This is a genomic window from Niallia sp. FSL W8-0951 (assembly GCF_038006525.1).
GTDB classification, from domain to species: domain Bacteria; phylum Bacillota; class Bacilli; order Bacillales; family Cytobacillaceae; genus Niallia; species Niallia circulans.
Genome location: NZ_JBBOVK010000001.1, coordinates 2,096,512 through 2,122,474, shown reverse-complemented (window position 1 = coordinate 2,122,474; position 25,963 = coordinate 2,096,512). Strand labels below are relative to the sequence as shown.

General features: G+C 34.9%; 26 protein-coding genes, 1 tRNA gene, 1 pseudogene and 2 riboswitches. Of the genes and pseudogenes, 21 read left to right on the top strand and 7 right to left on the bottom strand.

Translation table 11 applies throughout. The features are described from left to right. Positions 1-86: 86 nt before the first annotated feature. Positions 87-571, bottom strand: a pseudogene (locus tag NSS71_RS10650) (DinB family protein). 586 nt (positions 572-1,157) lie between these two features. Here NSS71_RS10650 and NSS71_RS10645 point away from each other — a divergent pair. Next, positions 1,158-2,675, top strand: a complete 1,518-nt coding sequence (locus NSS71_RS10645; protein WP_341151640.1) for a rhomboid family intramembrane serine protease — start codon at positions 1,158-1,160, stop codon at positions 2,673-2,675. On the opposite strand, the gene NSS71_RS10640 is transcribed toward NSS71_RS10645, so the two are convergent. After that, positions 2,665-3,537 carry a hypothetical protein gene (locus NSS71_RS10640; RefSeq protein WP_095322372.1) on the bottom strand — a complete coding sequence of 291 codons (873 nt, stop codon included), beginning with the start codon at positions 3,535-3,537 and terminating at the stop codon, positions 2,665-2,667. The genes NSS71_RS10645 and NSS71_RS10640 overlap by 11 nt on opposite strands. 282 nt (positions 3,538-3,819) lie before the next feature. Between NSS71_RS10640 and NSS71_RS10635 the strand changes: the two genes are divergently transcribed. The 7 genes from NSS71_RS10635 to NSS71_RS10605 all read left to right on the top strand — a co-directional run bounded on the left by NSS71_RS10635 (position 3,820) and on the right by NSS71_RS10605 (position 10,869). Further along, positions 3,820-4,035, top strand: coding sequence for a YqgQ family protein (locus tag NSS71_RS10635; protein WP_047941253.1), 216 nt, complete (start codon positions 3,820-3,822; stop codon positions 4,033-4,035). Beyond that, positions 4,035-4,997, top strand: a complete 963-nt coding sequence (locus NSS71_RS10630) for an ROK family glucokinase (RefSeq protein ID WP_047941252.1) — start codon at positions 4,035-4,037, stop codon at positions 4,995-4,997. The genes NSS71_RS10635 and NSS71_RS10630 overlap by 1 nt, the downstream gene beginning before the upstream one ends. Positions 4,998-5,287: 290 nt before the next feature. Continuing rightward, entirely contained in the window at positions 5,288-7,186 is a 1,899-nt protein-coding gene (locus NSS71_RS10625) for an LTA synthase family protein (RefSeq protein WP_061798537.1), read from the top strand. 130 nt (positions 7,187-7,316) lie between these two features. Further along, entirely contained in the window at positions 7,317-8,504 is a 1,188-nt protein-coding gene (locus NSS71_RS10620; RefSeq protein WP_047941250.1) for a M14 family metallopeptidase, read from the top strand. A gap of 173 nt (positions 8,505-8,677) precedes the next feature. Next, positions 8,678-9,805 (top strand): YqgU-like beta propeller domain-containing protein, encoded by a 1,128-nt coding sequence (locus NSS71_RS10615; protein WP_061798534.1) that lies wholly within the window; start codon positions 8,678-8,680, stop codon positions 9,803-9,805. 97 nt (positions 9,806-9,902) lie between these two features. Continuing rightward, positions 9,903-10,220, top strand: a complete 318-nt coding sequence (locus NSS71_RS10610) for an MTH1187 family thiamine-binding protein (RefSeq protein ID WP_047941248.1) — start codon at positions 9,903-9,905, stop codon at positions 10,218-10,220. 13 nt (positions 10,221-10,233) lie between these two features. Beyond that, positions 10,234-10,869, top strand: a complete 636-nt coding sequence (locus tag NSS71_RS10605) for an MBL fold metallo-hydrolase (RefSeq protein WP_047941247.1) — start codon at positions 10,234-10,236, stop codon at positions 10,867-10,869. Positions 10,870-10,903: 34 nt separating this feature from the next. On the opposite strand, the gene NSS71_RS10600 is transcribed toward NSS71_RS10605, so the two are convergent. Beyond that, positions 10,904-11,602 carry a helix-turn-helix transcriptional regulator gene (locus NSS71_RS10600; RefSeq protein ID WP_341151639.1) on the bottom strand — a complete coding sequence of 233 codons (699 nt, stop codon included), beginning with the start codon at positions 11,600-11,602 and terminating at the stop codon, positions 10,904-10,906. A gap of 270 nt (positions 11,603-11,872) precedes the next feature. On the opposite strand from NSS71_RS10600, the gene NSS71_RS10595 reads away from it, so the two are divergent. Together NSS71_RS10595 and NSS71_RS10590 are read left to right on the top strand one after the other, a co-directional pair. Next, a complete protein-coding gene (locus NSS71_RS10595; protein ID WP_341151638.1) occupies positions 11,873-12,916 on the top strand; it encodes a flavin-containing monooxygenase in 1,044 nt (347 codons plus the stop codon). A gap of 43 nt (positions 12,917-12,959) precedes the next feature. Beyond that, the gene (locus tag NSS71_RS10590; protein WP_341151637.1) at positions 12,960-13,892 is read left to right on the top strand and encodes a cation diffusion facilitator family transporter; all 933 of its coding nucleotides are present in this window, start codon (positions 12,960-12,962) and stop codon (positions 13,890-13,892) included. 66 nt (positions 13,893-13,958) lie between these two features. Here NSS71_RS10590 and NSS71_RS10585 read toward each other — a convergent pair. Beyond that, positions 13,959-14,030 (bottom strand) — tRNA-Gln (locus NSS71_RS10585). Between the two features lie 222 nt (positions 14,031-14,252). Between NSS71_RS10585 and comGA the strand changes: the two genes are divergently transcribed. From comGA to NSS71_RS10545, 8 genes are read left to right on the top strand one after another with little or no spacing between them, the layout of a single operon-like run. Next, complete coding sequence (gene comGA / locus NSS71_RS10580) at positions 14,253-15,317, top strand: competence type IV pilus ATPase ComGA (protein WP_061798515.1); 1,065 nt, start codon at positions 14,253-14,255, stop codon at positions 15,315-15,317. Further along, positions 15,304-16,257 (top strand): type II secretion system F family protein, encoded by a 954-nt coding sequence (locus NSS71_RS10575; RefSeq protein ID WP_341151636.1) that lies wholly within the window; start codon positions 15,304-15,306, stop codon positions 16,255-16,257. Before comGA ends, NSS71_RS10575 begins: the two co-directional genes overlap by 14 nt. A 13-nt stretch (positions 16,258-16,270) precedes the next feature. Beyond that, a complete protein-coding gene (gene comGC, locus NSS71_RS10570) occupies positions 16,271-16,585 on the top strand; it encodes a competence type IV pilus major pilin ComGC (protein WP_047941179.1) in 315 nt (104 codons plus the stop codon). Next, entirely contained in the window at positions 16,582-17,019 is a 438-nt protein-coding gene (gene comGD, locus NSS71_RS10565) for a competence type IV pilus minor pilin ComGD (protein WP_082138260.1), read from the top strand. Before comGC ends, comGD begins: the two co-directional genes overlap by 4 nt. After that, a complete protein-coding gene (locus tag NSS71_RS10560; protein WP_341151635.1) occupies positions 17,003-17,326 on the top strand; it encodes a hypothetical protein in 324 nt (107 codons plus the stop codon). Before comGD ends, NSS71_RS10560 begins: the two co-directional genes overlap by 17 nt. Next, positions 17,323-17,769 carry a competence type IV pilus minor pilin ComGF gene (gene comGF, locus NSS71_RS10555; RefSeq protein ID WP_235844479.1) on the top strand — a complete coding sequence of 149 codons (447 nt, stop codon included), beginning with the start codon at positions 17,323-17,325 and terminating at the stop codon, positions 17,767-17,769. Before NSS71_RS10560 ends, comGF begins: the two co-directional genes overlap by 4 nt. Positions 17,770-17,775: 6 nt before the next feature. After that, a complete protein-coding gene (gene comGG, locus NSS71_RS10550) occupies positions 17,776-18,156 on the top strand; it encodes a competence type IV pilus minor pilin ComGG (RefSeq protein WP_061798510.1) in 381 nt (126 codons plus the stop codon). Positions 18,157-18,210: 54 nt separating this feature from the next. Then, positions 18,211-18,399, top strand: coding sequence for a YqzE family protein (locus NSS71_RS10545; RefSeq protein WP_341151634.1), 189 nt, complete (start codon positions 18,211-18,213; stop codon positions 18,397-18,399). A gap of 63 nt (positions 18,400-18,462) precedes the next feature. Here the strand turns inward: NSS71_RS10545 and NSS71_RS10540 are convergent, their stop codons facing one another. Both NSS71_RS10540 and NSS71_RS10535 read right to left on the bottom strand, forming a co-directional pair. Next, entirely contained in the window at positions 18,463-19,260 is a 798-nt protein-coding gene (locus NSS71_RS10540; RefSeq protein ID WP_341151633.1) for a YqhG family protein, read from the bottom strand. Continuing rightward, the gene (locus NSS71_RS10535) at positions 19,229-20,941 is read right to left on the bottom strand and encodes a DEAD/DEAH box helicase (RefSeq protein ID WP_061798499.1); all 1,713 of its coding nucleotides are present in this window, start codon (positions 20,939-20,941) and stop codon (positions 19,229-19,231) included. Before NSS71_RS10535 ends, NSS71_RS10540 begins: the two co-directional genes overlap by 32 nt. 292 nt (positions 20,942-21,233) lie before the next feature. Next, positions 21,234-21,325: riboswitch (glycine riboswitch) on the top strand. Positions 21,326-21,327: 2 nt separating this feature from the next. Beyond that, a riboswitch (glycine riboswitch) is annotated at positions 21,328-21,415 on the top strand. 102 nt (positions 21,416-21,517) lie between these two features. Between NSS71_RS10535 and gcvT the strand changes: the two genes are divergently transcribed. Genes gcvT through gcvPB form a run of 3 tightly spaced genes read left to right on the top strand, consistent with a single transcriptional unit; the run spans position 21,518 to position 25,473 of the window. Then, complete coding sequence (gcvT, locus tag NSS71_RS10530; protein ID WP_144545198.1) at positions 21,518-22,618, top strand: glycine cleavage system aminomethyltransferase GcvT; 1,101 nt, start codon at positions 21,518-21,520, stop codon at positions 22,616-22,618. A 58-nt stretch (positions 22,619-22,676) separates the two neighbouring features. Next, a complete protein-coding gene (gcvPA, locus tag NSS71_RS10525; protein ID WP_047941170.1) occupies positions 22,677-24,023 on the top strand; it encodes an aminomethyl-transferring glycine dehydrogenase subunit GcvPA in 1,347 nt (448 codons plus the stop codon). Then, the gene (gcvPB, locus tag NSS71_RS10520; RefSeq protein ID WP_047941169.1) at positions 24,016-25,473 is read left to right on the top strand and encodes an aminomethyl-transferring glycine dehydrogenase subunit GcvPB; all 1,458 of its coding nucleotides are present in this window, start codon (positions 24,016-24,018) and stop codon (positions 25,471-25,473) included. The genes gcvPA and gcvPB overlap by 8 nt, the downstream gene beginning before the upstream one ends. A 105-nt stretch (positions 25,474-25,578) precedes the next feature. On the opposite strand, the gene NSS71_RS10515 is transcribed toward gcvPB, so the two are convergent. After that, positions 25,579-25,956 (bottom strand): rhodanese-like domain-containing protein, encoded by a 378-nt coding sequence (locus NSS71_RS10515; protein WP_047941360.1) that lies wholly within the window; start codon positions 25,954-25,956, stop codon positions 25,579-25,581. Between the last annotated feature and the right edge of the window lie 7 nt (positions 25,957-25,963).

Here is a 25,963-nt window from a genome sequence, read left to right as displayed (position 1 = left end):
CTGCTTTTAGACTGCCGAAACTCAGCTGTCTTGCTAATCTATGCCAAGGTGTACATTTAGTATTACAAGGATATCTTCTTGAACTGTTAAAGTGGTGGATTGTCTTTGTCTAGTCCTACAAGAATCCAACCTTCCTTTGATGGTCCATAAACTCCAAATGGTTTGACTCTTGCTGCATCAGAATTGTAACTTGTTGTCCACGGTGATGAACAATATGCTTAATGAGCCCCATTAAAATTTGAGCATTTGTTTCTTCTCTGCCAAAGGCTGATTGCACTTCCTTCAAGGATTCGTCTGTCCATTGTTCTTCTATCACTTTGATTGCAGTAGAACTGAGAAGTTTAAATGTATCGGTTATTTCTTTAGCTGCAGCAGGAATATTTTTTGCATTATCTAGTTCATTTATTTTCTGCCCGAATTTGAGCTAAATATTCCGGTCTTCCTAATGTACGACCTTCAGGGGAGACTTTTTGCTGTAAAGAATCATCGGTTAAACCTTCTAAAATCTTTTGAGTCAGCTCTCTGCCTCCCGCTTCCATTCTCTAATAAAATCTGCAATCGTTACATACATATTATAAAAGACCTCATAGTTAAATTTTAAAGATTTTTATTTGATACAGTAAGACTTTCCGCTTTTTGTATACGGTAATTGGTTGATATCCTTTGACATAGTGCTAAATAATTGCTATCTTAATATCTATTCGAACGTTCGTTCTCAAATGGATAATATCAAGATTTTGTTCATATATCAAATATCTTTAATTGGATTTTTTGAAAATATGATAAATAGATCCCAAAAAGGGAGAAGGTATACACAGAGTGTCCGCAACATAATGGTACCAATTGGTTACTTTGTTCTATCCTTTTTTCCTTTTACCAAATGTGTTTTTAATCTTTTTAAAAAGGTAATAACAAATAATAACGTTCATATCTTCAAGCGATATGCTTGTCGAATGTCACTTTCATTTATAAAATACATAAAATAAGCTAAAATGAAAGATGGATTTTGTGACATTTAAATGAAATGAAGGAAAAAAGAAACATATATAGTGTTGTTACATAGAAATCGTATTTCCTTAAAAAGCAACTATTTTTAAGAACTTGAAGAATATAGTGTCATTACCTTTCAGGATGTTCGGAGAGTAGGGAGAGAACAGATGGAGCTAGAACATTATAAGTATTGGAGAATCATCCATATACTAGTAAATGAATATCAGTATAAAATTATCTACTTATCAGAAGATCAACAAGAAATATGGCTAGAGGCTCAAGAGAATAAATCAAAATCTCCCGTTATTCGCTTATTTCAAATCGATATTAACTGGAGTAATTGGTTAAGCAGGGATATAGAAAGGACAGCGTTAAATGCTGAAAGGATAAGAAGTTCGCTGCATAGTCGTTCCCTTAGGGTGGTGAGCATTTATATATCTGCTTATCCGCCTGTAGATTCATATGAACATATTATCAATCCAGTATTTTTAAGCCCAAATAAAAAAATACAAATTGAAACAGTTCTTCTTGATCGATCCGTCCAAGACTGGGAAATAGGAGAGTATAAAATAGCAGAATTACAAGGTATGCCAGAAACGGAAGCAGAGCGAGAAACGCATATTCAAAAATATAAAGATGCTATCTTTACACGCTTAAGACAAAATGAAAAAAAAGAAAGACAGTTATTTAATTTTGGAAAACCATGTATCACGTATTTTTTCATTGCTATTCAAGTGATTGTATTTTTCTTAATGGAATTAAGTGGCGGAAGTACAAACAGTGAAACGTTAATTAGATGGGGAGCAAAAGTAAATTATTTAATTGCCAATGGGGAATGGTGGCGATTTGTAACACCTGTTTTTTTACATATTGGTATTTTGCATTTACTTATGAATTCCATTGCTCTATATTATGTTGGACCATTAATTGAGCGGATTTTTGGATCGAGCCGATTTATGTTTATTTATTTATTTGCTGGGTTTAGTGGGGTATTTGCTAGTTATTTATTAAGTCCGTCTTTATCGGCTGGTGCAAGCGGCGCGATTTTTGGCTGTTTTGGTGCACTTCTTTATTTTGCGTGGCGCTTTCCCCAGCTATTTTTTCGTGTAATGGGCTGGAATGTCATTATCATCATAATTATCAATCTTATTTTTGGTTTTACTATACAAGGAATCGATAATGCAGGACATATTGGTGGTTTGATAGGCGGCTTCTTAGCCACAGCGATTGTTCATTTTCCAAAGAAAAAAAACTGGAAAATCCAGCTTGGTGCCGCCTTTGTTACTATACTGCTTTTGGGAATAGGTGTCCTTTATTCATTCCATCAAGATGTATTGCAAAGACAAGAACAATCAGCCTATATGCTGATCCATGATTATATCCATGATGAGAAATTTCATCAGGCTGAATTGGCTTTGGAGAAACTGGAACCAAAGAATAATGAAGATTACTACTTTTTACTTTCTTATATTCAACTTAAGAAGAGTAATCTAAATGATGCAGAGAAGAACCTGCAAAAAACAATCGCGATAAATCCAGAATTTCATGAAGCATATTATAATTTAGCGGTTGTAAGTATATATAATAAGAACTTGGAAGAAGCAAGGAAGTATTTACAATCAGCGATAAATTTGGACGAAAACAATTCTAAATATCTTCTATTATGGGATAAAATTAAAGAGTAGATATTTGTTGTCTTAAAACAATTGACTCACCATCTACTGTTGTAAATAAGATAAGAAGATGGTTATCATTAATTAATAATACAGGAATAGAACTACCGATGGGATCAGCAATGGTTCCATCTTCTTTTATAACGCCAAGAAAATAATTTTTATAGAGCCCCTCTGTTAGTTGTCCAATTATTTTTGCGCTTTGTTCTTTTGAAAAGTTCGGGAGAGGTGCATCGTTATAGTTGATTAAGTCTGTAAGTAATAGTTTTGTATGATATTGCTCAGGTGAAATATGGAATTTTTTTAATACTTGAAGATAAGCATACTCTACATTGTTTAATGCTTCTTTCTCTAAGGTCTTTGCCCAATCCTTTTCTGTTAAGTTGCTGGCAGTATGAAAAGTTAGGGGAGCATTTTCAAACTTGGAGTTAATAATATATAAGTTGTCCGTGGAAGTTTTTTGTGAACTGAAAATTCTTTCACTACTATCGTGTATTTCCGCATAATGAAAAGTTATTGCTTGTAAAAAGTTACTTTCTCTTTCCACGATTGTTTTTTTTCCTGAAAGCTCCAAAGTGTTTTGTTTCCATTCTCCCATTGTGTTTATTAGTTTTCCATTTGCATACAATAAGCTCATATCCTGCCGTAAATATGCGACCTTATTAATGGATGAATGGCTCTCCCAAAGAATACTGTATTCATCAAATCTTTTTTTACTAAAAGTAAGAGTTGTGTTTGCTTTCGGAAAAGTGACAGTAGGATCAATCGGAAAATAGGTGATACTCTCCTTAGCAATCTGCTTTTGTTGAAAAATATAGAAAATAGAAATAAGGATAATAAGAGAAAGACTTAAACGAATAAAATCTTTTTTCATTATTTTCACCGCTCCATGTTAAGTATGCTCAAAATATGAGCCTGTCTCATCTATACTTCTTTAAATATATGTATGGAAAAGAAAATTATGATAAAAGAAGAAAGAGGAGGGAATATCTTTTGTTTTCTAGCTTTAAACATATATTTACTTTCCTAATAAGGGAAAAGAATCTGCTGTTGAGGAAACAGTCCGTATCCTTTATACTTAATTTGAAAACGATTAATTTATCACTTTATGCAAACCTTTGCAGTGGATAGAAAAAGAATGAAATCGAGGGGTACCATGCAAACAATTTATGACGTGCAGCAGTTTTTAAAAAAGTACGGGACAATCATTTATGTTGGAGATCGAGTAGGCGATTTACAATTAATGAAATCCGAAATTAAAGAATTATATCAATCTCAATTAATAAAAGAACAAGAATTCGATTCTGCTATGCGACTGCTTAATCAAGAAATACAATACTTAGAGGATAAGAGAAATCGGGGGAATGTGTGATGCAAGAAAAATGGGTAGCTGGAATAGATTTAGGCGGAACAACGGTGAAAATTGCTTTTTTATCTTTAAATGGCGATTTAATTGATCATTGGGAAATCCCGACAGATAATTCTGAGGAAGGGAAAAATATAACATCTGATATTGCAAAATCCATTGATGCTAAATTGAAGGAATTAGGTCATTCGAAAGAGGATGTTTTAGGTGCAGGAATGGGTGCGCCAGGTCCTTTTGATTATGAAACAGGAATTATTTTTAATACGGTAAATTTAGGCTGGCCCGATAATTTTCCTTTAAAGGCTCGCCTTGAAGCAGATTTAGGATTGCCAGTAACGATTGATAATGATGCTAACTGTGCTGCTTTAGGTGAAATGTGGAAGGGAGCTGGAGAAGGAGCAAAGGATTTAGTTTGCGTAACACTGGGGACTGGTGTTGGCGGAGGCGTTATTATTAATGGAGATATTGTGCAAGGCGTTAAAGGAGCTGCTGGTGAAATAGGTCATCTAACTGCAATTGTGGAAAATGGAGCTCCTTGTAACTGTGGGAAAACTGGCTGTTTAGAAACGATTGCATCTGCAACGGGAATTGTTCGTTTAACGAAAGAAAGATTAGCGGAAAGACATACATTAAGCGAGCTTCATTCGTTACTAGATCAAGAAGGGGCGATTACAGCAAAAGATGTGTTCGATGCAGCTAAAGGAGGGGACGAATTAGCTAATGAAATCGTTCAATTTGTTGCATTTCATTTAGGGCTAGTATTAGCAAATATTGCTAATACGTTAAATCCTGAGAAAATTGTCATAGGTGGAGGAGTATCAAAAGCTGGAGATGTCCTGTTAGATCCTGTAAAAGAGAATTTTATGAAATTTTCCTTTAAAAGTGTAGCAGAGTCAACTGTCATTGATGTTGCGACTCTTGGAAATACAGCAGGGGTAATTGGTGCTGCGTGGTTGGCTAAAAGTTAATCGAGCTAGGTACAAATAGATAGGATTATTAAGAATGAAAAAAATCTTCTTCCGTTTGGAAGGAGATTTTTTTTAGCTATTTTAAATGATAGGAATAATTACGATAAAATTTCTGAAACTTTTCGTCTGATTGGACGTTTAAAAAAGAGTAAGCTATTATAATAATACACAAAGATGAAAATTAGATTAAAATTTCATAAAGATTAGCTTTATATAATAAAAATATTGTAAAATGTGTAAAGTGATAATTTTCGAGATTTTGTTTGATCAATAGTTAGGAGGATTCACCATTGTTTAAGAAAAAATTGGAGTGGTCAAAGCTATCACTTATAACGATTGCAACAGTTTTACTATGGATTAAAACAAATATTGCCTATATTACAAGCTTTGATATTAAAATTGAAAATTGGATTCAACAATTCATATTAATCATTAATCCTTTAAGTTCCATATTATTTATACTAGGAATATCCATGTTTTTCTCAGAAAAAAATCAAAAGAGATATATATTAATTTCAAGTTTGATTCTCTCGTTTGTTTTGTACGCAAATGTGGTTTTTTATCGAGTTTATACAGATTTTTTAACTCTGCCGCTTTTATTTCAAACAAGTAATATGAGTGATTTAGGAAGTAGTATTAGAGAGTTAATCCATGTTACGGATATTCTTTTCTTTGTTGATATTATTTTGCTTATTGTCATTATGAAAAAGAAACCAGCCTTTGTAAAAATTCCGAAATACACAAGAGTTCACAAGAGTATTTTCTATTTACTTACGATAAGCTTAGCTTTTTTTAATCTAAGTTTAGCAGAAACGCAAAGAACGCAATTGTTAACTCGAACATTTGATAGAGAGCTTTTAGTGAAAAATATTGGAACATATAATTATCAACTTTATGATATTTTTCTGCAAACAAAGACTTCTGCACAAAGAGCATTTGCAGATGGCAGTGAATTAACAGATATGGTTAATTATAATCAGGCAAATTATACAGAACCAAATAAGGACATGTTTGGTATTGCTAAAGGTAAAAATGTAATCATGGTTAGTCTAGAGTCTACTCAGTCGTTTACAATCAATCGAGAAGTTAATGGCGAAGAAATTTCACCATTTTTAAATGATTTTATTAAACAGAGCTTCTATTTTGAAAATTTCTACCACCAAACTGGACAAGGTAAAACTTCAGATTCGGAATTCATTGTGGAAAATTCATTGTATCCATTAAGTAGAGGGGCTGTTTTCTTTACTCATTCTGGAAATGAATATCAGGCAACTCCTGAAATTTTAAATGAAAATGGATATTACACAGCTTCCTTACATGCAAATAATAAGAGTTTCTGGAATCGTGATATTATGTACCAAAGTATAGGATACCAACGATTTTATGAGATTAATGATTATGAGGTGAATGAGGAAAACTCTGTTGGCTGGGGGCTGAAGGATATTGACTTCTTCGAGCAATCAATCGCTCATTTAAAAGAAATGCCGCAGCCTTTTTATAGTAAATTTATTACGCTGACAAATCATTTTCCTTTTGAGTTAGAAGAGGAAGACAAATTTATCGAGCCATTAACAACCGGCAGTAAAACACTGAATAATTATATTCCTACTGTCCGTTATCAGGATGAAGCATTGAAAAATTTTATTGAGAAACTAAAAGAAGAAGGTCTCTATGAAAATAGCATTATTGTACTGTATGGAGATCATAATGGCATTTCGGAAAATCATAATAAAGCAATGAGTGAGTTATTAGGAGAAGAAGTGACTCCTTTTGTAAGCACTCAATTACAAAGAGTGCCTTTTGTTATCCATATTCCAGGAATGGAAGGGAAAACATTGTCAACAGTATCTGGTCAAGTGGATATCAAGCCGACTCTTCTTCATTTGCTCGGGATCGAGACAAAAAATGATATTCAATTTGGATCTGATCTTTTCTCTGATAACAAGGATCCGTTTGTTGTCTTACGAGATGGCAGCTTTATCACAAATGATTATGTGTATACGAAAGAAGTTTGTTATGATCGAGCAACTGGAGAAGCAGTCAATGGAGACGGGTGTGAGCCTTATATAGAGCAGGCGAATTTAGAATTGCAGTATTCTGATAGTATTATTTATGGAGACTTATTGCGGTTCTATGATAAAGAAAAAGGGATGCTTGAGATAGTGGAAGAAGCGAATAAAAAAGAGTAGAATGATGGAGCTTTGTGATAAATGTAGAAATACCTACTTTGTCACAAAGCTTTTTTTATGAATAAGAAAAAGTACCATAAGTAATGTTTTTTAGTGCGGTTCATATATATATAGGGAGAGGAGTGGGCATATGGAGATTAAATTGAGACCAGGAGATACACTTTGGTACTATAGTCAGCTTTTTATGGTTCCCTTGAATCTTATTTTAGACAGTAATCCTCATGTTAATCCGAATAAATTAGCAGCTTCAGAAACTATCCAAATACCTGGATTTGAATTACAGGTTCATAAGATAAAGCAGGGAGAAACTCTGTGGAAATTGGCAGGAGTAAGAAATATTTCAGTGGATAGTATTTTATTAATAAACCAACATGTAAATCCGAATAATCTTCAAGTAGGCGATGAAATTTATATTCCAAATCGCATTATTGGAAGAATAGTACAGGGAAAGAAAAAGTATGATTATCATTCCTTGCAAGTCGATCTAACTAGATTAAAGAAAATTTTTCCATTCATTCAAGTGAAGAGTATTGGTAAAAGTGTATTAGGACATAATATTGAGGAAATTAGAATAGGAAAAGGTACAAAAAAGGTTCATATAAATGCATCATTCCATGCCAATGAATGGATTACTACGCCGATTTTAATGGTGTTTTTGAATGATTTTTTATTATCTTTAACGAATGGGACAAATATTCATCGTGTTCATACAATGCCATTATATCAGTCTGTTGACTTATCCATTGTACCGATGGTCAATCCAGATGGAGTTAATTTGGTCTTAAATGGTCCTCCAGAAGAAGAGAAGGAGAAATTATTCTCGATAAATGGTGGAAGCACTGATTTCACTAGCTGGAAGGCAAATATCCGTGGGGTTGATTTGAATAATCAATTTCCGGCAAATTGGGAAATTGAAAAGGAAAGGAAAGAACCAAAATCGCCAGCACCAAGAGATTATCCGGGAGACACGCCATTGTCTGAACCTGAGGCTCAAGTGATGGCGAAGCTTGCGCATAAAGAGAATTTTGACTGTTTAATAGCATTGCATACGCAAGGAAAAGAATTTTATTGGGGCTATGAAGGGCTAGAGCCAGCAGAATCGCAAACGATAGCAAATGAATTTTATAGAGTGAGTGGATATAAAGCCATTCAAAATGTAGATAGTCATGCTGGTTATAAAGATTGGTTTATTCAAGAATTTAGAAAGCCAGGATTTACATTAGAGTTGGGAAAAGGGATAAATCCTCTTCCTCTATCTCAATTTACTGAAATCTATCATGACACATCAACGATTTTCTTAGCGTCTTTATATTTGTAGATTTACAGTAGATGAAATGTATGGAGTGTAAATAAGCACCTATTATGGAGGAATATTTCTCATTTTAGTAAAATATCAAAGCGTATTTGAAAAAAAGCCGAAAAAATCGGCTTTTTTATGTTACTATTCTATAGAGTAAATAAAACATGAAAAGTAGTATAGGAGTGTGAAAAATGTTTCCATTAGGTAAGAGAAACACACTAGGAATAGTTCTTCTCTTCACTTTTTTCACACTTATTCTGTCTGGCTGTGTACCAAGACAGAATAATTCAGCCAGTGAAAATGAAGCGAAGGACAAAAATATCAATAACAACACGATGCTTCCTCCTATTAGTCCAGTTGAAGGAGATTTTGAGCAAGTATATGGCTGGATAAAGAATGATACAATTTGTTATTCGGCGAAAGTAGAGGGTGTTAATAAAATTTACACTTATAACATCTATACTGGAAAGCATATTCCTTTATATGAATCGGTAACAGAATTGTCAAATGTGATACTCAATAAAAATCAACTTTTAATATACAATGCTCTTTCTGATGAAGAAGGAGAAATTCATATCATTGATATGAAGGGAAATGAAGTGCTTACTAGAAAATTGCAAAGCTATGAAACAGATTTTGCGTGGAATCCTTATAGTGAAAATGAACTATTAATTACTACTTTCACCAAGGATTGGGAAAGTAAAGTATCTGTATTGGATATTCAAGAAAATGAATTAAGTGATTTTCCTGTGTCTACGCCCTTTCCCCAATGGCAATCAAAGGAAAAAGTAATGTATTTAGAGTGGGACCAAAGCTCCCCTTCCTTTTACGCTCCTCTTAAAATTTTCAATTTGGAAACAAAAGAAGAAAAAGAATGGGACGTACCTGATATTTATTTTATAGAAGAGAAAAATGGTTATCTCCTTACTCTGGCCGGTTCATCTAAAGAAGAGGAAGCCATTTATACCTTTTATGATTCTGAATTAAAGAAGCAAGGAAGTGTCCGCTTACCTAGATTATCTAAATTTTCCAATTGGTTAGTACCAAACTATACTTTTTATGAGAATAAATTTCTTACTTTTGTTCCCAAAAATAGTGGTAATGCGGAAACTTATCAAGATGGCTTTAATCTTGTTGAAATAAATATGGAAACAGGTGAAAGCAAAAAGATAGATACGGAAATGGAATTAGAGGATCAGCCTATCCAAATTTCGAGTGATGGAAAATATTGTCTATTTGGTTATTATTATGAAAATATGCTGGATATGGAAACGGGCGAAATTAGCTCCTTATTTTCTACCACTATTCACAATAGTTGATGATGGCATAAAAATATGCCATCATAATCATGGAACATAATCAAGTATCTTTGTCTTATATATGGTTAAATATACGGTTGAAAGGAGAATATAGTTAATGGCAATTGTAGATGTAACAGTTATACCAGTAGGAACACAAACACCAAGTGTAAGTGCATATGTAGCAGATATACAAAAAGTGCTTATGGGTTATGAGGAAAAAGGGCAAATTCGGTTCCAATTAACGCCGATGAATACAATTATTGAGGGAGAGCTTCCTGTTTTATTTGAAGTAATCCAAGCTATGCATGAAGTTCCTTTTGAAAAAGGGCTTGTTCGTGTTTGTACAAATATCCGAATTGATGATAGACGGGATATTAGTAGAAAAATGGAAGATAAAGTAGAACGTGTTGTAAGTCAATTAGAGAGTAGATAGGAGGGGTTATGGGATGGAGTATAAACAAATTCCTTTAGGACCAATCCAGACAAATTGTTATTTAATATGGAATGAAAACAAGGATTGTTTGGTGATAGATCCTGGGGCAAATGGAGAAAAGTTAATAAAGATAATTCAGGAGTTAGGATTATCTCCTATAGCAATTCTGTTAACACATGCTCACTTTGACCATATTGGTGCAGTGGAAGATGTTCGGACAGAGTATAGTATTCCCGTATATGTACATAGCAAAGAGGAAGAATGGCTAATTAATCCGAAATTAAACGGCAGTGAAGCATTTAGGCTGCCGAATCCGATTGTAACAAGACCTGCTGAGCATTTCTTAGATGAAAATCCAAGCATGACAATCGGTGATTTTACCTTTCAAGTGATGGAGACACCAGGGCATTCTCCAGGCAGTGTTACGTTTTATTTTGAAAAGGAGAATTGGGCATTTGTAGGCGATGCCCTTTTCTATGAAAGTATCGGCCGAACAGATTTAGCTGGCGGGAATCAAAGAACATTGCTAACTAGTATCCATGAGAAGTTATTGAATTTACCTGAAGACACATTAGTGCTTTCCGGTCATGGCAGAAAAACGACGATTGAGCATGAAATGGACCATAATCCATATATTAATGGCTTTTAAATGAGAAAAAAGAGAAGGGGCTCCTTCTCTTTTTTTATTGCACGATCGTTTTATAAGCGCATTGATCACAACCAGTAATAATATTTTGTTTCTCGATTAACTGAACATCTTTAAACAAAGCTTCGAACATTCCTGTAAAGAAGGATTGGTGCATGGTACAAACTTTATTCTTATGTTCTACAGCTACTTCTTTAAATGGACAGTTATAAATTTCAAAATATAAAGAGGTTTGATCATCATTCCATTCCAATGCAGGTAACTGTCCGGTCATTAAACTAGCATTTTGTAATAAACGTATTTTATCCTCATTCGATAATAGTGCTGTGTTGTTTGTAATACGTGCAATCTCCTGCTCCATCATCTCTTTGCCAAATGTTTTTCCTGTTTCATAAAGTGCTTTGCTTCCCTCTGCTCCAAGACTTTCAAGCGTTTTCAATAAAATGCTGCTTAATAAATGATAATCTCGAAAAGGAAAGCTAAATTGAATAACTTCATCTGATAAACGATATAGTCTGCTGGGGCGACCACCTTTACCTGTTTTTTTTGTTTCCGAGTGTAGCATTCTTACATCTTCTAACTTAGATAAATGCAAGCGAGCTACATTTGGATGGATGGAAAATTCATCCGCTATTTCTTGAACAGTGACATCTTGATGACGTTTTGTAATGTACTGATAAATATAGAAACGAGTTGGATCTGATAAGACATTTGTAACTTTTAGTGTATTTTCCATATTAAATGTTCCTCCTGAGGACTAATTTTCTTTATTATAATATAGCAATCTACCATAAACATGGTTAAAACGATAAGTTTATAAAATGTTCACAACTTCACAAATGTTTTGTTCATAAATTGTACATATTCACTATTTGAAGCATGAGCAACGTTTTAAATAGATTATTAAAAGAGAAGTGGAACTTATTGTTAATTTTTATTGACAGATTTATTAATTAGATTATAATGAATATATGAACATATATTCATATAATGGAGGACGGTTGTTATGAGTTACGATGTAATAATAATTGGCGGCGGGCAAGCCGGGCTTGCGATGGGTTACTTTTTAAAGAAAAGCGGCTTATCTTTTCTCATAGTAGAAAAAGAAACATCTATAGGTGAAAGCTGGAGAAAGAGATATGATTCATTAACTTTGTTTACTCCACGTTTTTACAGTTCTCTTTCTGGATTTCCGCTGTATGGGGATTTGGATGGCTATCCCACAAAAAATGAAATAGCAGACTATTTATTTGATTATGCGACCACGTTTTCGCTGCCAGTTCAATTAAATACAGAGGTAAAGGAACTATCAAAGACAAAGGAAGGCTTTAAGGTAGTTACTAATGAGGGTGTATTAGCAGCTAAAAAAGTGATTATTGCTACTGGTCCCTTTCAAAAACCATTGATACCTTCGTTTGCTTCTAGTTTATCTGAAAATGTAGTCCAGCTTCATACATCGCAATATCATAATCCGAAACAAATTAAAGAAGGACCGGTTTTAATTGTAGGAGCCGGGAATTCAGGGGCGCAAGTTGCAGCGGAGCTTTCAGACAAATATTTGGTATACCTATCAGTAGGTCATAAAATTCGTTTTTTACCACAAAATATAGGGAATAAGAGTATTTTCTGGTTATTTGAGAAAATGAAAATATATAAAGCAAGTACCTATTCCAAAATAGGTCAATGGCTAAGGAAGAAACCAGACCCAGTTTTTGGATTTGAATTAAGAGCAAAAATAAAAAGTGGAGCAATAACAGTATTTCCTCGCACAGAAAGAATTGTCGATGATACTTTTGAGTTTATAGATAAACGCAGACTAAAAGTTAACACTGTTATCTGGGCTACCGGTTTTTATCATGATTATAGTTGGATTAATATTCCACAAGTAATAAATGTAAACGGAAATCCTATTCATAAGAAGGGAATAACGAATATTGCTGGATTGTATTTTTTAGGATTACCATGGCAAACAAATAGAGCTTCCAGTCTGCTTCAAGGAGTTGGGGATGATGCAGCATATATCTATCAACATTTACGGAGAAACATGTAAAAAGCAAGCAAATATCATTTTTTAGAAACAGGAGGAAGAAAAGATGGGACATTCTCATGGGCACGACCATAGTCATCATGGACATCATCATGGTTTCGAAGAAATAAGAGAAGGAAATAAAAAGGGCTTACTTATAGCGTTAATCATAACAACTGGTATTATGCTGTTAGAGTTTTTTGGTGGTTTACTTACAAATAGTCTTGCTTTATTGTCAGATTCAGGTCATATGCTAAGTGATGCAAGTTCTCTTTTTTTAAGCTTTCTAGCAATCTGGTTCGCCACACGACCTGCCTCTTCGAGTAAAACCTACGGCTATTATCGTTTTGAAATTTTAGCTGCCTTATTTAATGGTGTTACATTGTTTGTTATCGCCTTTTTTATCATATTAGAGGCAATCGAACGATTTTCCCAACCACCTGCTGTCTCAAGTGGAACGATGATGATAATAGCTGTAATTGGACTATTAGCGAATATGATCAGTGCCCTAGCATTATTGAGAAAAGGCGATGTAAAGGGCAATGTTAATTTGCGAAGTGCTTATTTACACATTCTAGGTGACGCATTGGGCTCTGTTGGCGCAATAATTGCAGGCTGCCTCATGATTTTCTTTAAGTGGTATATTGCTGATCCAATCATATCTGTTGTAGTTGCGCTATTAATTTTGAAAAGCGGCTGGGGAGTAATAAAAACGTCCATCCATATTTTAATGGAAGGAACACCAACCACTATTAATAAAGAAGAGGTAAAAAAGGAGTTGGAAGGAATCGCTGGAGTTATCGATGTTCATGACTTGCATATATGGACAATCACTTCTGGATTGGATTCACTAAGCTGCCATTTATTAATTGATGATAAGAGTGATAGTCAAGTAATTCTACAGGTCGCGATTGATCGTCTGAAAGCTAAATTTAATATGGAACATACAACCATCCAAATCGAAAAGTCACAGATTCGGCATGATGATATGAATGTATAATAAAAGGTAAAGCCTCGATCTACTCGAGGCTTTTTTACAAAAAAAGACCCAGAACACGGGTCTCTACTGGGCTAGCTGGATTCGAACCAACGAATGACGGAGTCAAAGTCCGTTGCCTTACCACTTGGCTATAGCCCAAAATAGTTGACATCTATAGTATGGATAGGAGCTGGCATTTTATACAGATTTGTTGAACTTCTTGGAAAGATTGTTAGTCAATGTAGTGATGGAAAAGGACAATACTATTGTATAAGTATATTCTGACATTAAATTTAGCAAAAAAATTAAAAAGAAAGAAGGAATTTACCCTTTTTTGTCGAAATACATATTTGAAAAATATAAAGGTGGTGTTAAATATAAGTGTTATCGATTGAAGCTCTAGCAAATCGTATTATATGTGAAGCAGTAGAACAGAATGCTACTGATATTCACATAACCCCAAAACAGAAGGAATCTGTTCTCCAATTTAGAATTGCCAATCATTTAATTAATTACTTAGTAATTTCAGCAAATGAATGTGACAAGTTGATCTCTCATTTTAAATTTACAGCTTCTATGGATATTGGCGAAAGAAGAAAACCGCAAAATGGATCCATTTCCACAACAGTCAAAGGTCAGTATATTGGCTTACGACTTTCAACCTTACCATCTCACCCTCATGAGAGTTTAGTAATTCGTATACTTTCCGACCAAAATATGCTTCCAATCTATCACATCTCTTTATTTCCAAATATTTCTCGTAAATTAATCTCCTTGCTAAAGCACGCACACGGATTAATAATTCTGACCGGTCCAACTGGATCAGGGAAAACAACAACACTCTACTCTCTCCTAAATGAAAATGCTCATCTTTATCAGCGAAATGTAATTAGTTTAGAAGATCCCATTGAAAAAACGCAGGAAAACGTTTTGCAAGTTCAAGTCAATGAGAAAGCAGGTATTACGTATTCCACTGGCTTAAAAGCAATTCTTCGCCATGATCCAGATATTATTATGGTTGGAGAAATCCGCGATAAAGAAACCGCTCATATTGCAATAAGGGCGAGTTTAACAGGTCATTTAGTATTGAGCACAATGCATACGAGGGATGCGAAAGGTGCGATTCATCGACTGCTAGAATTTGGTATTAAGGAGACTGAAATTGAACAAACCTTAATTGCTATTACTGCTCAAAGACTAGTTGAAATGGTGTGTCCATTTTGTGATCAAGATTGTTCTCCTAACTGTTACCGTTTAGATAACCGCTTAAAACGATCAACCGTGTTTGAAATGATAACAGGCAGGATGATTTCTGATATTCTCTATAACCGAAGAGAATATCAGAGAGCGAACTATAAATCACTAGGAGATATTATTTCCAAAGGGATAGCGCTAGGTTATATAAAGAAAGGAGAATATGAACGGTGGATTTATGATGAAGAATAATCATGCATGGTCTAATATAGAACAAGCGAAATTTTTAAAGTGTATTGGTGAGCTGCTGGATAGAGGTTATTCGATGGCGGAGGCAGTCCAGTCTTCTCGTTACTATATGCCTGATCGTCGATTGGAAGATATTAATGCGTGTTACGGTTCTTTAAAAGGAGGAGAGTCGTTTTTTGAGAATCTAGTAAGATTCAATTTTGATTATCAAGTGATAAGTTTTGTTTACTTTGCTGAAAAGCATGGCGGATTTGCTAGTGCTTTTCAAGATGCAAGTAGAATGATTCAGAATAAGCAAGATACGATAAAAAAATTAAAAAAAATCCTTACTTATCCTCTTTTTCTTTTGTGTTTTACCTTTGTTTTATTTTTCTTTGTTCAAAGTATCCTCATCCCGAAGTTTAATTCTATCTTTTTAACGATGAATATTAACAAGAATTTCTTTCTCCTGTTTCTCCAATTTATTGGTCACATTATTCCATTTCTTCTTGTTTTCTTATCCCTATGTTTTATTTCCGCGCTTCTCTACTATTATTTTTCCTATCTAGTATCCGTACAGTTAAGTTATTTATTATCAAGTGGTTTTTCGATTTATGAGTGTATGCAATTTTTTCTTGAAAATAAGGAGCAAAAACTATATTCCAAAATAGGCCAAATCACTATTTCACAGTTAAAAAAAGGAGTGCGACTTGAACAAGCTTTTGCTTCCTTTGATTTTTTGGAAAAAGAGCTATTACAAATTATTCAGCACGGCCAGGAAAATGGAAAGCTTGATCAGGAATTCTATTATTTCGGTAACTATTGCTTAACACAAATAGAAGAAAATTTACAAAAAACATTAAAAGTCCTTCAACCTACATTGTATACAGCTGTTGGAATTCTAATAATTTCTATTTATTTATCTGTGTTAATGCCAATGTTTCAATTACTGGACGGCTTTTGAAAGGAGAAAAAAAATGAAGAATGAGCAAGGATTTACCCTAATTGAAATGATGATTGTTTTGGTAGTTATTTCCATATTATTAATTATCACCATTCCCAATATAACCAAGCATAATTCCAAAATCAATAATACTGGGTGTGAAGCATTAACAAAGATGGTACAAGCAGAGGTTCAATCTTACTATATAGAGCATAAAGCATATCCAGAGAATCTTGCTAAACTAGAAGAGGAAAATTATATAACAGCAGACCAAAAAAAATGTCCCAATGGCAAGGAGTTAAATATTAAAAATGGAGTAATTACGACATCAGGTTCAGAAAATCCATGATAAATAATCAAAGAGGCTTTACGTTAATGGAAATGCTTGTTGCCATGTCTTTACTAGTTGTTCTTTCCTCTCTATCCATATTCCTTGTTACTTCCCAACAAACTTCTCTTAAAGAAACTCACTTCTTAGCGCAATTGGAAGGTGATCTTTATTATGCCCAAGCGTTTGCGCTAGAAAATCAAATCCCCATTCAAGTGAGGATATATCCAACTTTACATTATTACTACATGCGTGCTGATGCTGATACTGGGAATATTGTGGAACGTTATTATGCAGATGATGTTATATTTTCTACTAACGCGACACTTTCTTTTAACATTAATTCGAATGGTAATTTTTCGAAATTTGGCACATATGAATTTAGAATTGGTAAACAACCCTATAAATTAACCGTTTTAATAGGGAAAGGACGATTTTATGCGACTAAATTGTAATGGCTTTATGCTGCCGGATTATTTATTGTCCTTTACGATATGGCTGTTAATAGCGCTAACATGGATGCCGGTTTATATCCATGTGTTAAAACAGCTAGAAGATTCCGCGGATAGCAGGCTAGTAAATGAATTGTTTTATAACCATTTAATAGAGCTTAAATTAGAGGAAGTGGAGAGAGGGAATACGACGATTGAAAAAGAAGGAACAAGCTACTCGATTGTCTGGGAAAAAGATAGTATTGTCTGTTTGCAATATAAGGATGTATTTCAGAAAAACAAAAAAATCTGTGAAGTGTGGAAAGAATGAACAAATTAATACTTCATAATAATAATAAGGGCTATGTGTTGGCAGAAATGCTTCTTTCCTTTTTTATTTTCACGATTATTCTTACTCTCCTGTTAACTCCTTTGCGACTTATGCTTGACAAGCAGTTTTCGGAAAAAGAATTACAAGAAATGGAGTGGGAAGTGTTCATTCTTGAATTAAAAAAAGAAACAAAAATGTCACAAGGAATTTCTGTTTCAAACAATAAATTGGTACTCTATGTGGATGGCAGGGTTGTTACTTATGAAAAATATGGAAGCAGTGTTAGAAGGCGAGTAGATTCAACAGGGCATGAGGTAGCATTACAAGCCATTAACAAGGTAGAATTTATTATGCAGAAGAACGGATTTCGGGTTAAGGTAGTTGACCGATTTGGTATGGCAAAAGAGACTAGTATAAGATCTTATCTTACCTTTTTGGAGTGATGGGAATTGATTAAGAACAATAAAGGATTTATTTACCCATTATCTTTATGTGTATATATCCTTTTTATCCATTTTTTATTTATACTATATGGAATTTATGTAAATAAGAAGGGGATAGATTCAGGAGTCAAAAATAGCAATATTCAAGAATATTATTTTTTGTCTTCCTTAAAAGAAATCGAGCTAGACCTTTCAACAAAAGAGAATCCTGACCTTTCAGGTACAAAGAATTTTTTACATGGTAATGTCTTTTATACAATTGAAAAAAATTCGCGTACTACTTTTAAAATCGATTATCAATTAAAGATGCAAGGTGGGGTAAAGCCGATTTATGCGATAAGTTACTTTGATATAGAGCAGAATAAAATGACGAAATGGGTTGAATGAATAAAAAACAAACGATAGGGCTATCCTAGTACAAATGCTAGAGTAGGTGATTAGATGAATACCAATGATTATGTGAAGTATTTAACCCAAACATTTGTCCAGTACATGGATCAGCCCAAAGAAGAAAGAAAAAAATTAAGAGCGGAAAGAAAAGGACTGAAAGAACCTTTCATGCTGAGGTGGTTTGGGATTTTACCTTATTTAATTTTATTCAGTATCAAGCGTAGAAATGTAAAGAGATAGGTTTGGAAAGGAGTAGATGCTGCTTATGACAGCAATTTACTCCTTTTTTAATAAAGCTGATCTTTACGAAACAGCTTCTGAAGCCAAATAGAAGAGCCCGCCATTAATAATCGAAATATTAATCTTTGGCTCATATTGTTCCTGCAGGGCTAACCTTTCCGTTTCCAAAGTTTCTTGTTCTTCTTCCATATCCTCATAAAAATGCTCTAGCAATTCTAAATCCTTTTTCCACCTTTGCTTCGCTTCTTCTGCCCATAAATGCTCTTCTGCTAATAAAGATTGTTTTATCATATTCTCAATTCTTGTTATCCCACTTTTCGGCATGATTAAGGGAGAGAGCGTAAATGCATAATCAGGAATTTTGGCAGAAAGGTTCATTTTCTCCACTTTTGCCTGGAAATCTGTTGCTATTTGGCCATTGATGAGCTGCAGTCCAATCGATTGAAATACGTCTCGTTTTCTGTCACATTGATAGGAAATTTTCACATTAAGAGCAAGCCACGGTTGTAAAGGGGTTTGCTGCTTTCCATATGCTATCTTATTTTCATATAAACGAATATACTTTGATAAATTTTTTGCAGAAGCAAAAAGTTGATGAAGACGGGGAGACCCAAAGTGGATCAGTTCGCCCTTCAAATCCTCTGGTGCCAGCTTTGGATCAGTAATGAGGGTTAGACTGGCAGGATTCGGAACGCCGCCAGTCTTTTCAAGATAATGCCAATAAAAAGGTCGATTCATTAACTCCTTGTCCATTTCAATTGTTAATTGGACAGTTAGATAACCAGGTTTATTCTCCACTATCTCACAATCATTTGCGACAAAAAATCGTTCAAGAAATTGATGAATTTCCTGCTGCTTCATATGGCTCATCCTCCTTCATACTTTGTGCGAATTCAATCATGCTTGTTAAATTATCCATTTTTATTTTCATTTCTCCTTCTGATTTAGAGTGGGAGAAAATATCAATCATATAATCATCCATATTGCCAAAATCCAATTTCGTCAAAATATCATCTAGCTCGCCAATAACTTTTTCAAAAAGATGGATTTTTTCATAAAGTAATTTTAAAATATGATCTTCCACTGTGTCTTTTACGGCAAAATTATAAATCTTCACATCTTCTTTTTGACCAAGCCGATGAATCCGGCCAATTCTTTGCTCCAATCTCATTGGATTCCATGGTAAATCAAAGTTTATAATATGATGACAAAATTGGAGGTTGATTCCTTCGCCGCCGGCCTCTGTGGCAATTAATACTTGTGCATGATTCTGGAAGAGATCTCGCATCCAATCCTTTTTGCCGCGTTTAAATCCACCGCGAAATGGAACAGATGTAATACCGTGCTGCTTCAAAAACCATTGTAAATAAAGTTGTGTAGCCCTATATTCGGTAAAGATGATTACTTTATCATTAATTTTCTTAATAAGCTCTAGTGCCTTGTTTGCTTTTGAATTTTGCTGAACCGCTTCTACCTTTTTTACCAGTTCTTGTATTCTTTGTTGGAATTGTGGTGTTGGATTTTCCACTTTCTTCACCATGTTTTGCAGTGTATAATACACTGCTTCTCTGCTGGAACACGCCTCTCTTTGTAATGTAATCATCGAAAATGGACTGCGGGGATTTTCGATGTTGCTAGAAAGATTGGTTTCAGTTTTTAAATCTGCCAGTCCTTCATACAATGCTCTTTCTTCTTTTGTAAATTCAATAGGAACGGCTTCAACAATTCGTTTGGTCCATTCAATCCCTGTATCATGGCGTCTGTTTCTAATCATGACTTTATTGACCAATGCTTTTAGATTTTCATCATCATCAATGGAGCGAGCATCTTTTTTATATTTTTCATAGAAAGATGATTCGCTTCCTAGATGACCTGGCTTTAATAAAGATACTAAATTAAAAATTTCGCTAATTCTATTTTGGATAGGAGTAGCTGTTAATAGCAAACAAAATTTCTTTTTTAAATTTTGGACAAACTCATAGTTTTTTGTTTTATTATTTTTGAGTTTATGCGCCTCGTCAATAATCACCAAATCATAGTCCAGATTGTTTATAATATCACGATGCGGCTGTCTTTTTGCTGTATCAATAGAAGACACGACAATGTCGCATTGCTCCCAGACATAACTTTTGCGCTGAACCATTGCGGGAATATAAAATTTACTATTTAACTCATAAGCCCATTGTGTGACAAGAGAGGCAGGAACTAAAATCAGCACCTTTTTTACTAAACCACGAATCATGTATTCTTTTAGTATCAATCCTGCTTCAATCGTTTTACCAAGACCAACTTCATCTGCCAAAATAGCTTTTCCATTCATATCTTCTATTACTTTTTTCGCAACCTCCAGCTGGTGAGGCAATGGAGAAAGGTCTGATAGGTATTTAGGGGCTTGGAGACCTTCGAATTCTGGTATGATATTATGTTGTTCCACTTCTACTGCTAGCTTATATAGTTCCCAATTGGCCCATGGACCATCATCTGAAATTCGCTTTAATAGCTGATCATTCCACGAATCATCAAAATTGATTTGGAGTGTCATCGTTTATTCATCCTTTCTAATGTTTCCTCTGGTAAAGCTAAAATGTTATGTATATGAGAAATAAAAAAAGAAAGCTAGTAAACATAAAAACTTATTGCCACCTTTTCATTCGGATGTTAGGATAAAAGGGTAAAAAAGTTTTTAATTTTGTCACAATTTATTTATATTGGGACAAAACATGAACATTAAATGAGAAAAAATAAATATTAATCGTATTTTGCTAATTACATAAACAAACTTTATTTCTGGTAGTATTTAGTATGACCAATGGAGAAAATTTTATGAATCGCGGATGAGAAATAGGGGAGAGACTACGTTTGTAGCGCCGAAGGAGCAAGCAATATTATTTGTGAATCTCTCAGGCAAAAGAACTCTATTTGGACGCAGCTCTGGAGAGTGCTTACAAGTAAATGTGTAAGCCACCAAAGGGGACAGCCGACATTATCGGTAAACTTTCAGGTGCAAGGACAGAGCCCTTACTTTTTTAAAAGGGGGGTTTCTGTCTTTTTTTGCTGCCATTTTATGATATGCAATAAATGAGAATGTCTAATACATAGGGGAATGGAGTGCTGTTCATTGACTTTATTAAAGCAAACACCGTTATACGAAGTGTATAAACAGTATGGCGGAAAGACAATCGATTTCGGAGGCTGGGATTTACCTGTACAATTTTCTGGCATAAAACAGGAGCACGAGGCAGTTCGTACAAAAGCAGGCTTATTTGATGTTTCCCATATGGGGGAAATCGAAGTTAAAGGGAACGATAGTTTAGCATTTCTGCAAAAAATGCTTACAAATGATATTGGAAAAATCAATATTGGTGCTGCTCAATATTCAGCAATGTGCTATGAAAATGGTGGGACTGTAGATGATTTATTAACATATAAGCTAGCAGAGCATCACTATTTATTAGTTGTAAATGCATCCAATATCGAAAAGGATTTCGAATGGTTACAAAAGCATGCAAGTGGGGATGTACTCTTAACGAATTTATCTCAAGATATTGCTCAATTAGCACTGCAAGGTCCATTGGCAGAAGAAGTGCTAAGAAAAATAAACCCTTCTATTGATTATGCTTCAATAAAATATTTTCACTTTCAGAACCAGGTGAATGTAGCAGGTAAAGAAGTTCTTTTATCCCGTACTGGCTACACAGGTGAAGATGGATTTGAAATTTATTGTCAAAGTGAAGATGCTATTGACTTATGGAGTGAAATATTGACAGCAGGAGAGCCGTTAGGCGTACTTCCGTGTGGATTAGGGGCAAGGGATACTTTGCGCTTTGAAGCAGCACTTGCCTTGTATGGGCAAGAATTATCCGCTGATATCTCTCCATTGGAAGCCGGGATTGGATTTGCGGTTAAAGTAAATAAAGAAGCAGACTTTATTGGAAAAGAAGCTTTAATGAAGCAAAAAGAAGAAGGACCGATTAGAAAGTTAGCCGGTATCGAAATGGTAGATAGAGGAATACCAAGACATGGCTATAAGGTATATGCAAACGGATTATGTATTGGAGAAGTAACTACGGGTACACAATCACCAACCTTAAAGAAAAACATTGGTCTTGCATTAATTCAAAGTGATTATGCAGCAATAGATACAGAAGTAGAAGTCGAAATTAGAGGAAAGTATTTAAAGGCAAAAGTAACTAAAATTCCTTTTTATAAACGAAAATAATTTTTAATCTTTTTTTCTACAAATAAATCAAATGGGCTAATGACTGGGGGAAAAACGAATGAAGCATCGTTATTTACCGATGACGGAACAGGATCAAAAGGAAATGTTAGCGGCAATAGGGGTAAGTTCAGTAGAAGATTTATTTTCAGATATACCAGAAAAAGTGCGTTTTCAAGGAAACTATTCGATTAAACCGGCAAAAAGTGAATCAGCTTTATTGAAAGAATTAACAAAACTTGCCCAAAAGAATGCTGATGCAAAAGCGAATGTTTCTTTTTTAGGTGCAGGAGTTTATGATCACTATTCGCCTGTTATTGTCGATCATGTTTTATCACGATCTGAATTTTATACAGCCTATACTCCATATCAACCAGAAATTTCTCAAGGGGAATTACAGGCTATTTTCGAATTTCAGACAATGATATGTGAACTGACGGGAATGGACGTAGCAAACTCTTCTATGTACGATGGGGCAACGGCATTAGCAGAAGCAGGAATGTTAAGTGCAGGTACGACGAAACGGAAGAAAATTCTTCTCTCGAGTGCTGTCCATCCTGAGGCAAAAGAAGTAGTGAAAACCTATGCAAAGGGACAGTATATTGAGGTTATCGAGATTCCGCATAATGAGGGAATAACAGATATAGAAGCATTAGAGGAAATGGTAGATGATACAGTTGCAGCTGTGATGATCCAATATCCGAACTTTTTTGGGAGAGTAGAGCCGCTTAAGGATTTAGAAGCAATTATTCATGCTCATAAATCATTATTTGTTGTATCTAGTAATCCATTAGCTTTAGGGGCGCTGACTCCCCCAGGAAAATTTAATGCAGATATTGTCGTGGGGGATGCGCAGCCTTTTGGAATTCCAATGGGCTTTGGAGGTCCACACTGTGGTTATTTTGCTGTAACGTCAAAATTAATGCGTAAAGTGCCTGGGCGTTTAGTAGGGCAAACTGTAGATGACAATGGTCAAAGAGGTTTTGTGTTAACACTGCAGGCGCGAGAACAACATATTCGCCGTGACAAGGCAACTTCTAATATTTGCTCGAACCAAGCACTTAATGCATTAGCTGCTTCCGTTGCTATGACTGCACTTGGAAAACATGGCGTGAAAGAAATGGCGATTGCTAATATACAGAAAGCCCATTATGCTAAAACCAAATTAAAGGAAGCTGGATTTGAAATAGTGTATGAAGGACCCTCCTTTAATGAGTTTATTATTAAATGTAATTCCTCTATTTCGGCAGTAAACCGAGCATTATTAGAAAAAGGTATAATTGGTGGCTATGATTTAGGAAGAGACTTCAAACAATTAGAAAATCATATGCTCATTGCAGTAACCGAATTGCGTACAAAAGAAGAAATAGATGAATTCGTTGCAGAAATGGAGGATTATCATGTCTAATCAAAATCAACCTCTTATCTTTGAAAGCAGTACACCAGGCAGAATTGGCTATAGTTTGCCAGAAATGGATATTCCGGCAGTAGATCTTACACAATTACTGCCAAATGATTATATCAGAGAAGAAAATCCAGAATTACCAGAGGTCTCTGAATTAGATATTATGCGTCATTATACTGCATTGTCCAAACGAAATCATGGCTTGGATTCTGGTTTTTACCCACTAGGTTCGTGTACGATGAAATATAATCCGAAAATAAATGAAAATGTGGCAAGATTCAATGGGTATGCCCATATTCATCCGCTCCAAGAAGCGTCATCTGTACAAGGGGCTCTTGAGTTAATGTATGATTTACAACAGCATCTTGTTGAAATCACAGGGATGGATGAAGTAACCTTGCAGCCAGCTGCAGGTGCACATGGCGAGTGGACTGGGTTAATGTTGATTAGAGCATACCATGAAGCAAATGGAGATATGCATCGTACAAAGGTAATTGTTCCCGATTCTGCGCACGGAACCAATCCTGCTTCGGCAACCGTTGCTGGCTTAGAAACAATAACGGTTAAATCAAATGAACATGGACTTGTTGATCTAGTTGATTTAAAACGTGTAGTAGGAGAGGATACTGCAGCATTAATGTTAACAAATCCTAATACTTTAGGTCTATTCGAAGAAAATATTCTAGAAATGGCGGAAATAGTCCATAATGCCGGTGGAAAATTATATTATGATGGCGCCAATCTAAACGCTGTTCTTTCTAAAGCAAGACCTGGAGATATGGGTTTTGATGTTGTTCATCTAAATTTGCATAAGACATTTACAGGACCGCATGGCGGCGGTGGACCGGGTTCAGGACCGGTAGGAGTGAAAGCTGATTTGATTCCATTCTTGCCAAAGCCAGTATTGACCAAAGTAGGGGAAGAATTTGTATTAGATTACAATAGACCTCAATCGATTGGCAGAGTGAAGCCGTTCTATGGTAATTTTGGGATTAATGTCCGTGCTTACACGTATATCCGTTCTATGGGGCCAGATGGCTTAAAAGCGGTCACAGAAAATGCTGTATTAAATGCAAACTACATGATGCGTCGATTGGCTGAACATTACGATTTGCCATTTGATCGTCATTGTAAACATGAATTTGTGTTAAGCGGAAGACGGCAGAAGAAACTAGGTGTGAGAACACTTGATATAGCCAAAAGGCTGCTGGATTTTGGCTATCATCCACCTACTATCTATTTCCCGCTTAATGTAGAGGAGTGTATAATGATCGAGCCGACTGAGACCGAGTCAAAAGAGACATTAGACAGCTTTATCGATGCAATGATTCAAATTGCAAAAGAGGCAGAAGAAACACCGGAAATCGTTCAGGAGGCTCCACATACAACGGTAATCGGTCGCTTGGACGAAACATTAGCAGCGAGAAAACCTGTTCTGCGCTATACAAAGTAATTCGTCAGTGCTATGAAGCTATTTATATTTAAGTAATAAAAAAGCTGATGTCCATGTAAATTGGCATCAGCTTTCTTCTATATAATAATTCCTATAAGAGCATTATTATTTTTTTGCTTTAATTTTCCCTGTCCACTTTTTAAATCCGCCTTCTAATTGGGTTAAATCTTTGTACCCTTTACGATATAGAAATTGAGCTGCTCTCCCGCTTCTCATCCCATTTTGACAGTATAGGTATACTGGTTTATCAGGACGGATTTCACTTTTTCTCATCTTTAGCTGTGATAGTGGAATATTTCTTGCGCCAAGTACATGTCCTGCCTCATATTCGTTGGGTTCACGTACATCAATTAATTGTGCTTTTCTGTAGCCTTGACGGAATTCATCTTGGCTCACAGTTTTAACAATTCGGCGTTGATACAGCCACATCACTAATGAATATACAAGGAATGCGACTAAAATGATGAGAAGAGTATAAATCATTGTCAAT

Bases quoted from the DNA above. Each gene is read 5' to 3' on its own strand.
- NSS71_RS10590 (WP_341151637.1), top strand. From the start codon at position 12,960: ATGGGACATTCTCATGGGCACGACCATAGTCATCATGGACATCATCAT.
- NSS71_RS10535 (WP_061798499.1), bottom strand. From the start codon at position 20,941: ATGACACTCCAAATCAATTTTGATGATTCGTGGAATGATCAGCTATTA.
- NSS71_RS10575 (WP_341151636.1), top strand. From the start codon at position 15,304: ATGATGAAGAATAATCATGCATGGTCTAATATAGAACAAGCGAAATTT.
- comGC (WP_047941179.1), top strand. From the start codon at position 16,271: ATGAAGAATGAGCAAGGATTTACCCTAATTGAAATGATGATTGTTTTG.
- NSS71_RS10600 (WP_341151639.1), bottom strand. From the start codon at position 11,602: ATGGAAAATACACTAAAAGTTACAAATGTCTTATCAGATCCAACTCGT.
- NSS71_RS10630 (WP_047941252.1), top strand. From the start codon at position 4,035: ATGCAAGAAAAATGGGTAGCTGGAATAGATTTAGGCGGAACAACGGTG.
- NSS71_RS10640 (WP_095322372.1), bottom strand. From the start codon at position 3,537: ATGAAAAAAGATTTTATTCGTTTAAGTCTTTCTCTTATTATCCTTATT.
- NSS71_RS10645 (WP_341151640.1), top strand. From the start codon at position 1,158: ATGGAGCTAGAACATTATAAGTATTGGAGAATCATCCATATACTAGTA.
- comGD (WP_082138260.1), top strand. From the start codon at position 16,582: ATGATAAATAATCAAAGAGGCTTTACGTTAATGGAAATGCTTGTTGCC.
- NSS71_RS10595 (WP_341151638.1), top strand. From the start codon at position 11,873: ATGAGTTACGATGTAATAATAATTGGCGGCGGGCAAGCCGGGCTTGCG.
- NSS71_RS10560 (WP_341151635.1), top strand. From the start codon at position 17,003: ATGCGACTAAATTGTAATGGCTTTATGCTGCCGGATTATTTATTGTCC.
- gcvPA (WP_047941170.1), top strand. From the start codon at position 22,677: ATGAAGCATCGTTATTTACCGATGACGGAACAGGATCAAAAGGAAATG.
- NSS71_RS10515 (WP_047941360.1), bottom strand. From the start codon at position 25,956: ATGATTTATACTCTTCTCATCATTTTAGTCGCATTCCTTGTATATTCA.
- NSS71_RS10615 (WP_061798534.1), top strand. From the start codon at position 8,678: ATGTTTCCATTAGGTAAGAGAAACACACTAGGAATAGTTCTTCTCTTC.
- NSS71_RS10610 (WP_047941248.1), top strand. From the start codon at position 9,903: ATGGCAATTGTAGATGTAACAGTTATACCAGTAGGAACACAAACACCA.
- NSS71_RS10620 (WP_047941250.1), top strand. From the start codon at position 7,317: ATGGAGATTAAATTGAGACCAGGAGATACACTTTGGTACTATAGTCAG.
- gcvPB (WP_047941169.1), top strand. From the start codon at position 24,016: ATGTCTAATCAAAATCAACCTCTTATCTTTGAAAGCAGTACACCAGGC.
- comGF (WP_235844479.1), top strand. From the start codon at position 17,323: ATGAACAAATTAATACTTCATAATAATAATAAGGGCTATGTGTTGGCA.
- NSS71_RS10545 (WP_341151634.1), top strand. From the start codon at position 18,211: ATGAATACCAATGATTATGTGAAGTATTTAACCCAAACATTTGTCCAG.
- NSS71_RS10540 (WP_341151633.1), bottom strand. From the start codon at position 19,260: ATGAAGCAGCAGGAAATTCATCAATTTCTTGAACGATTTTTTGTCGCA.
- NSS71_RS10605 (WP_047941247.1), top strand. From the start codon at position 10,234: ATGGAGTATAAACAAATTCCTTTAGGACCAATCCAGACAAATTGTTAT.
- NSS71_RS10635 (WP_047941253.1), top strand. From the start codon at position 3,820: ATGCAAACAATTTATGACGTGCAGCAGTTTTTAAAAAAGTACGGGACA.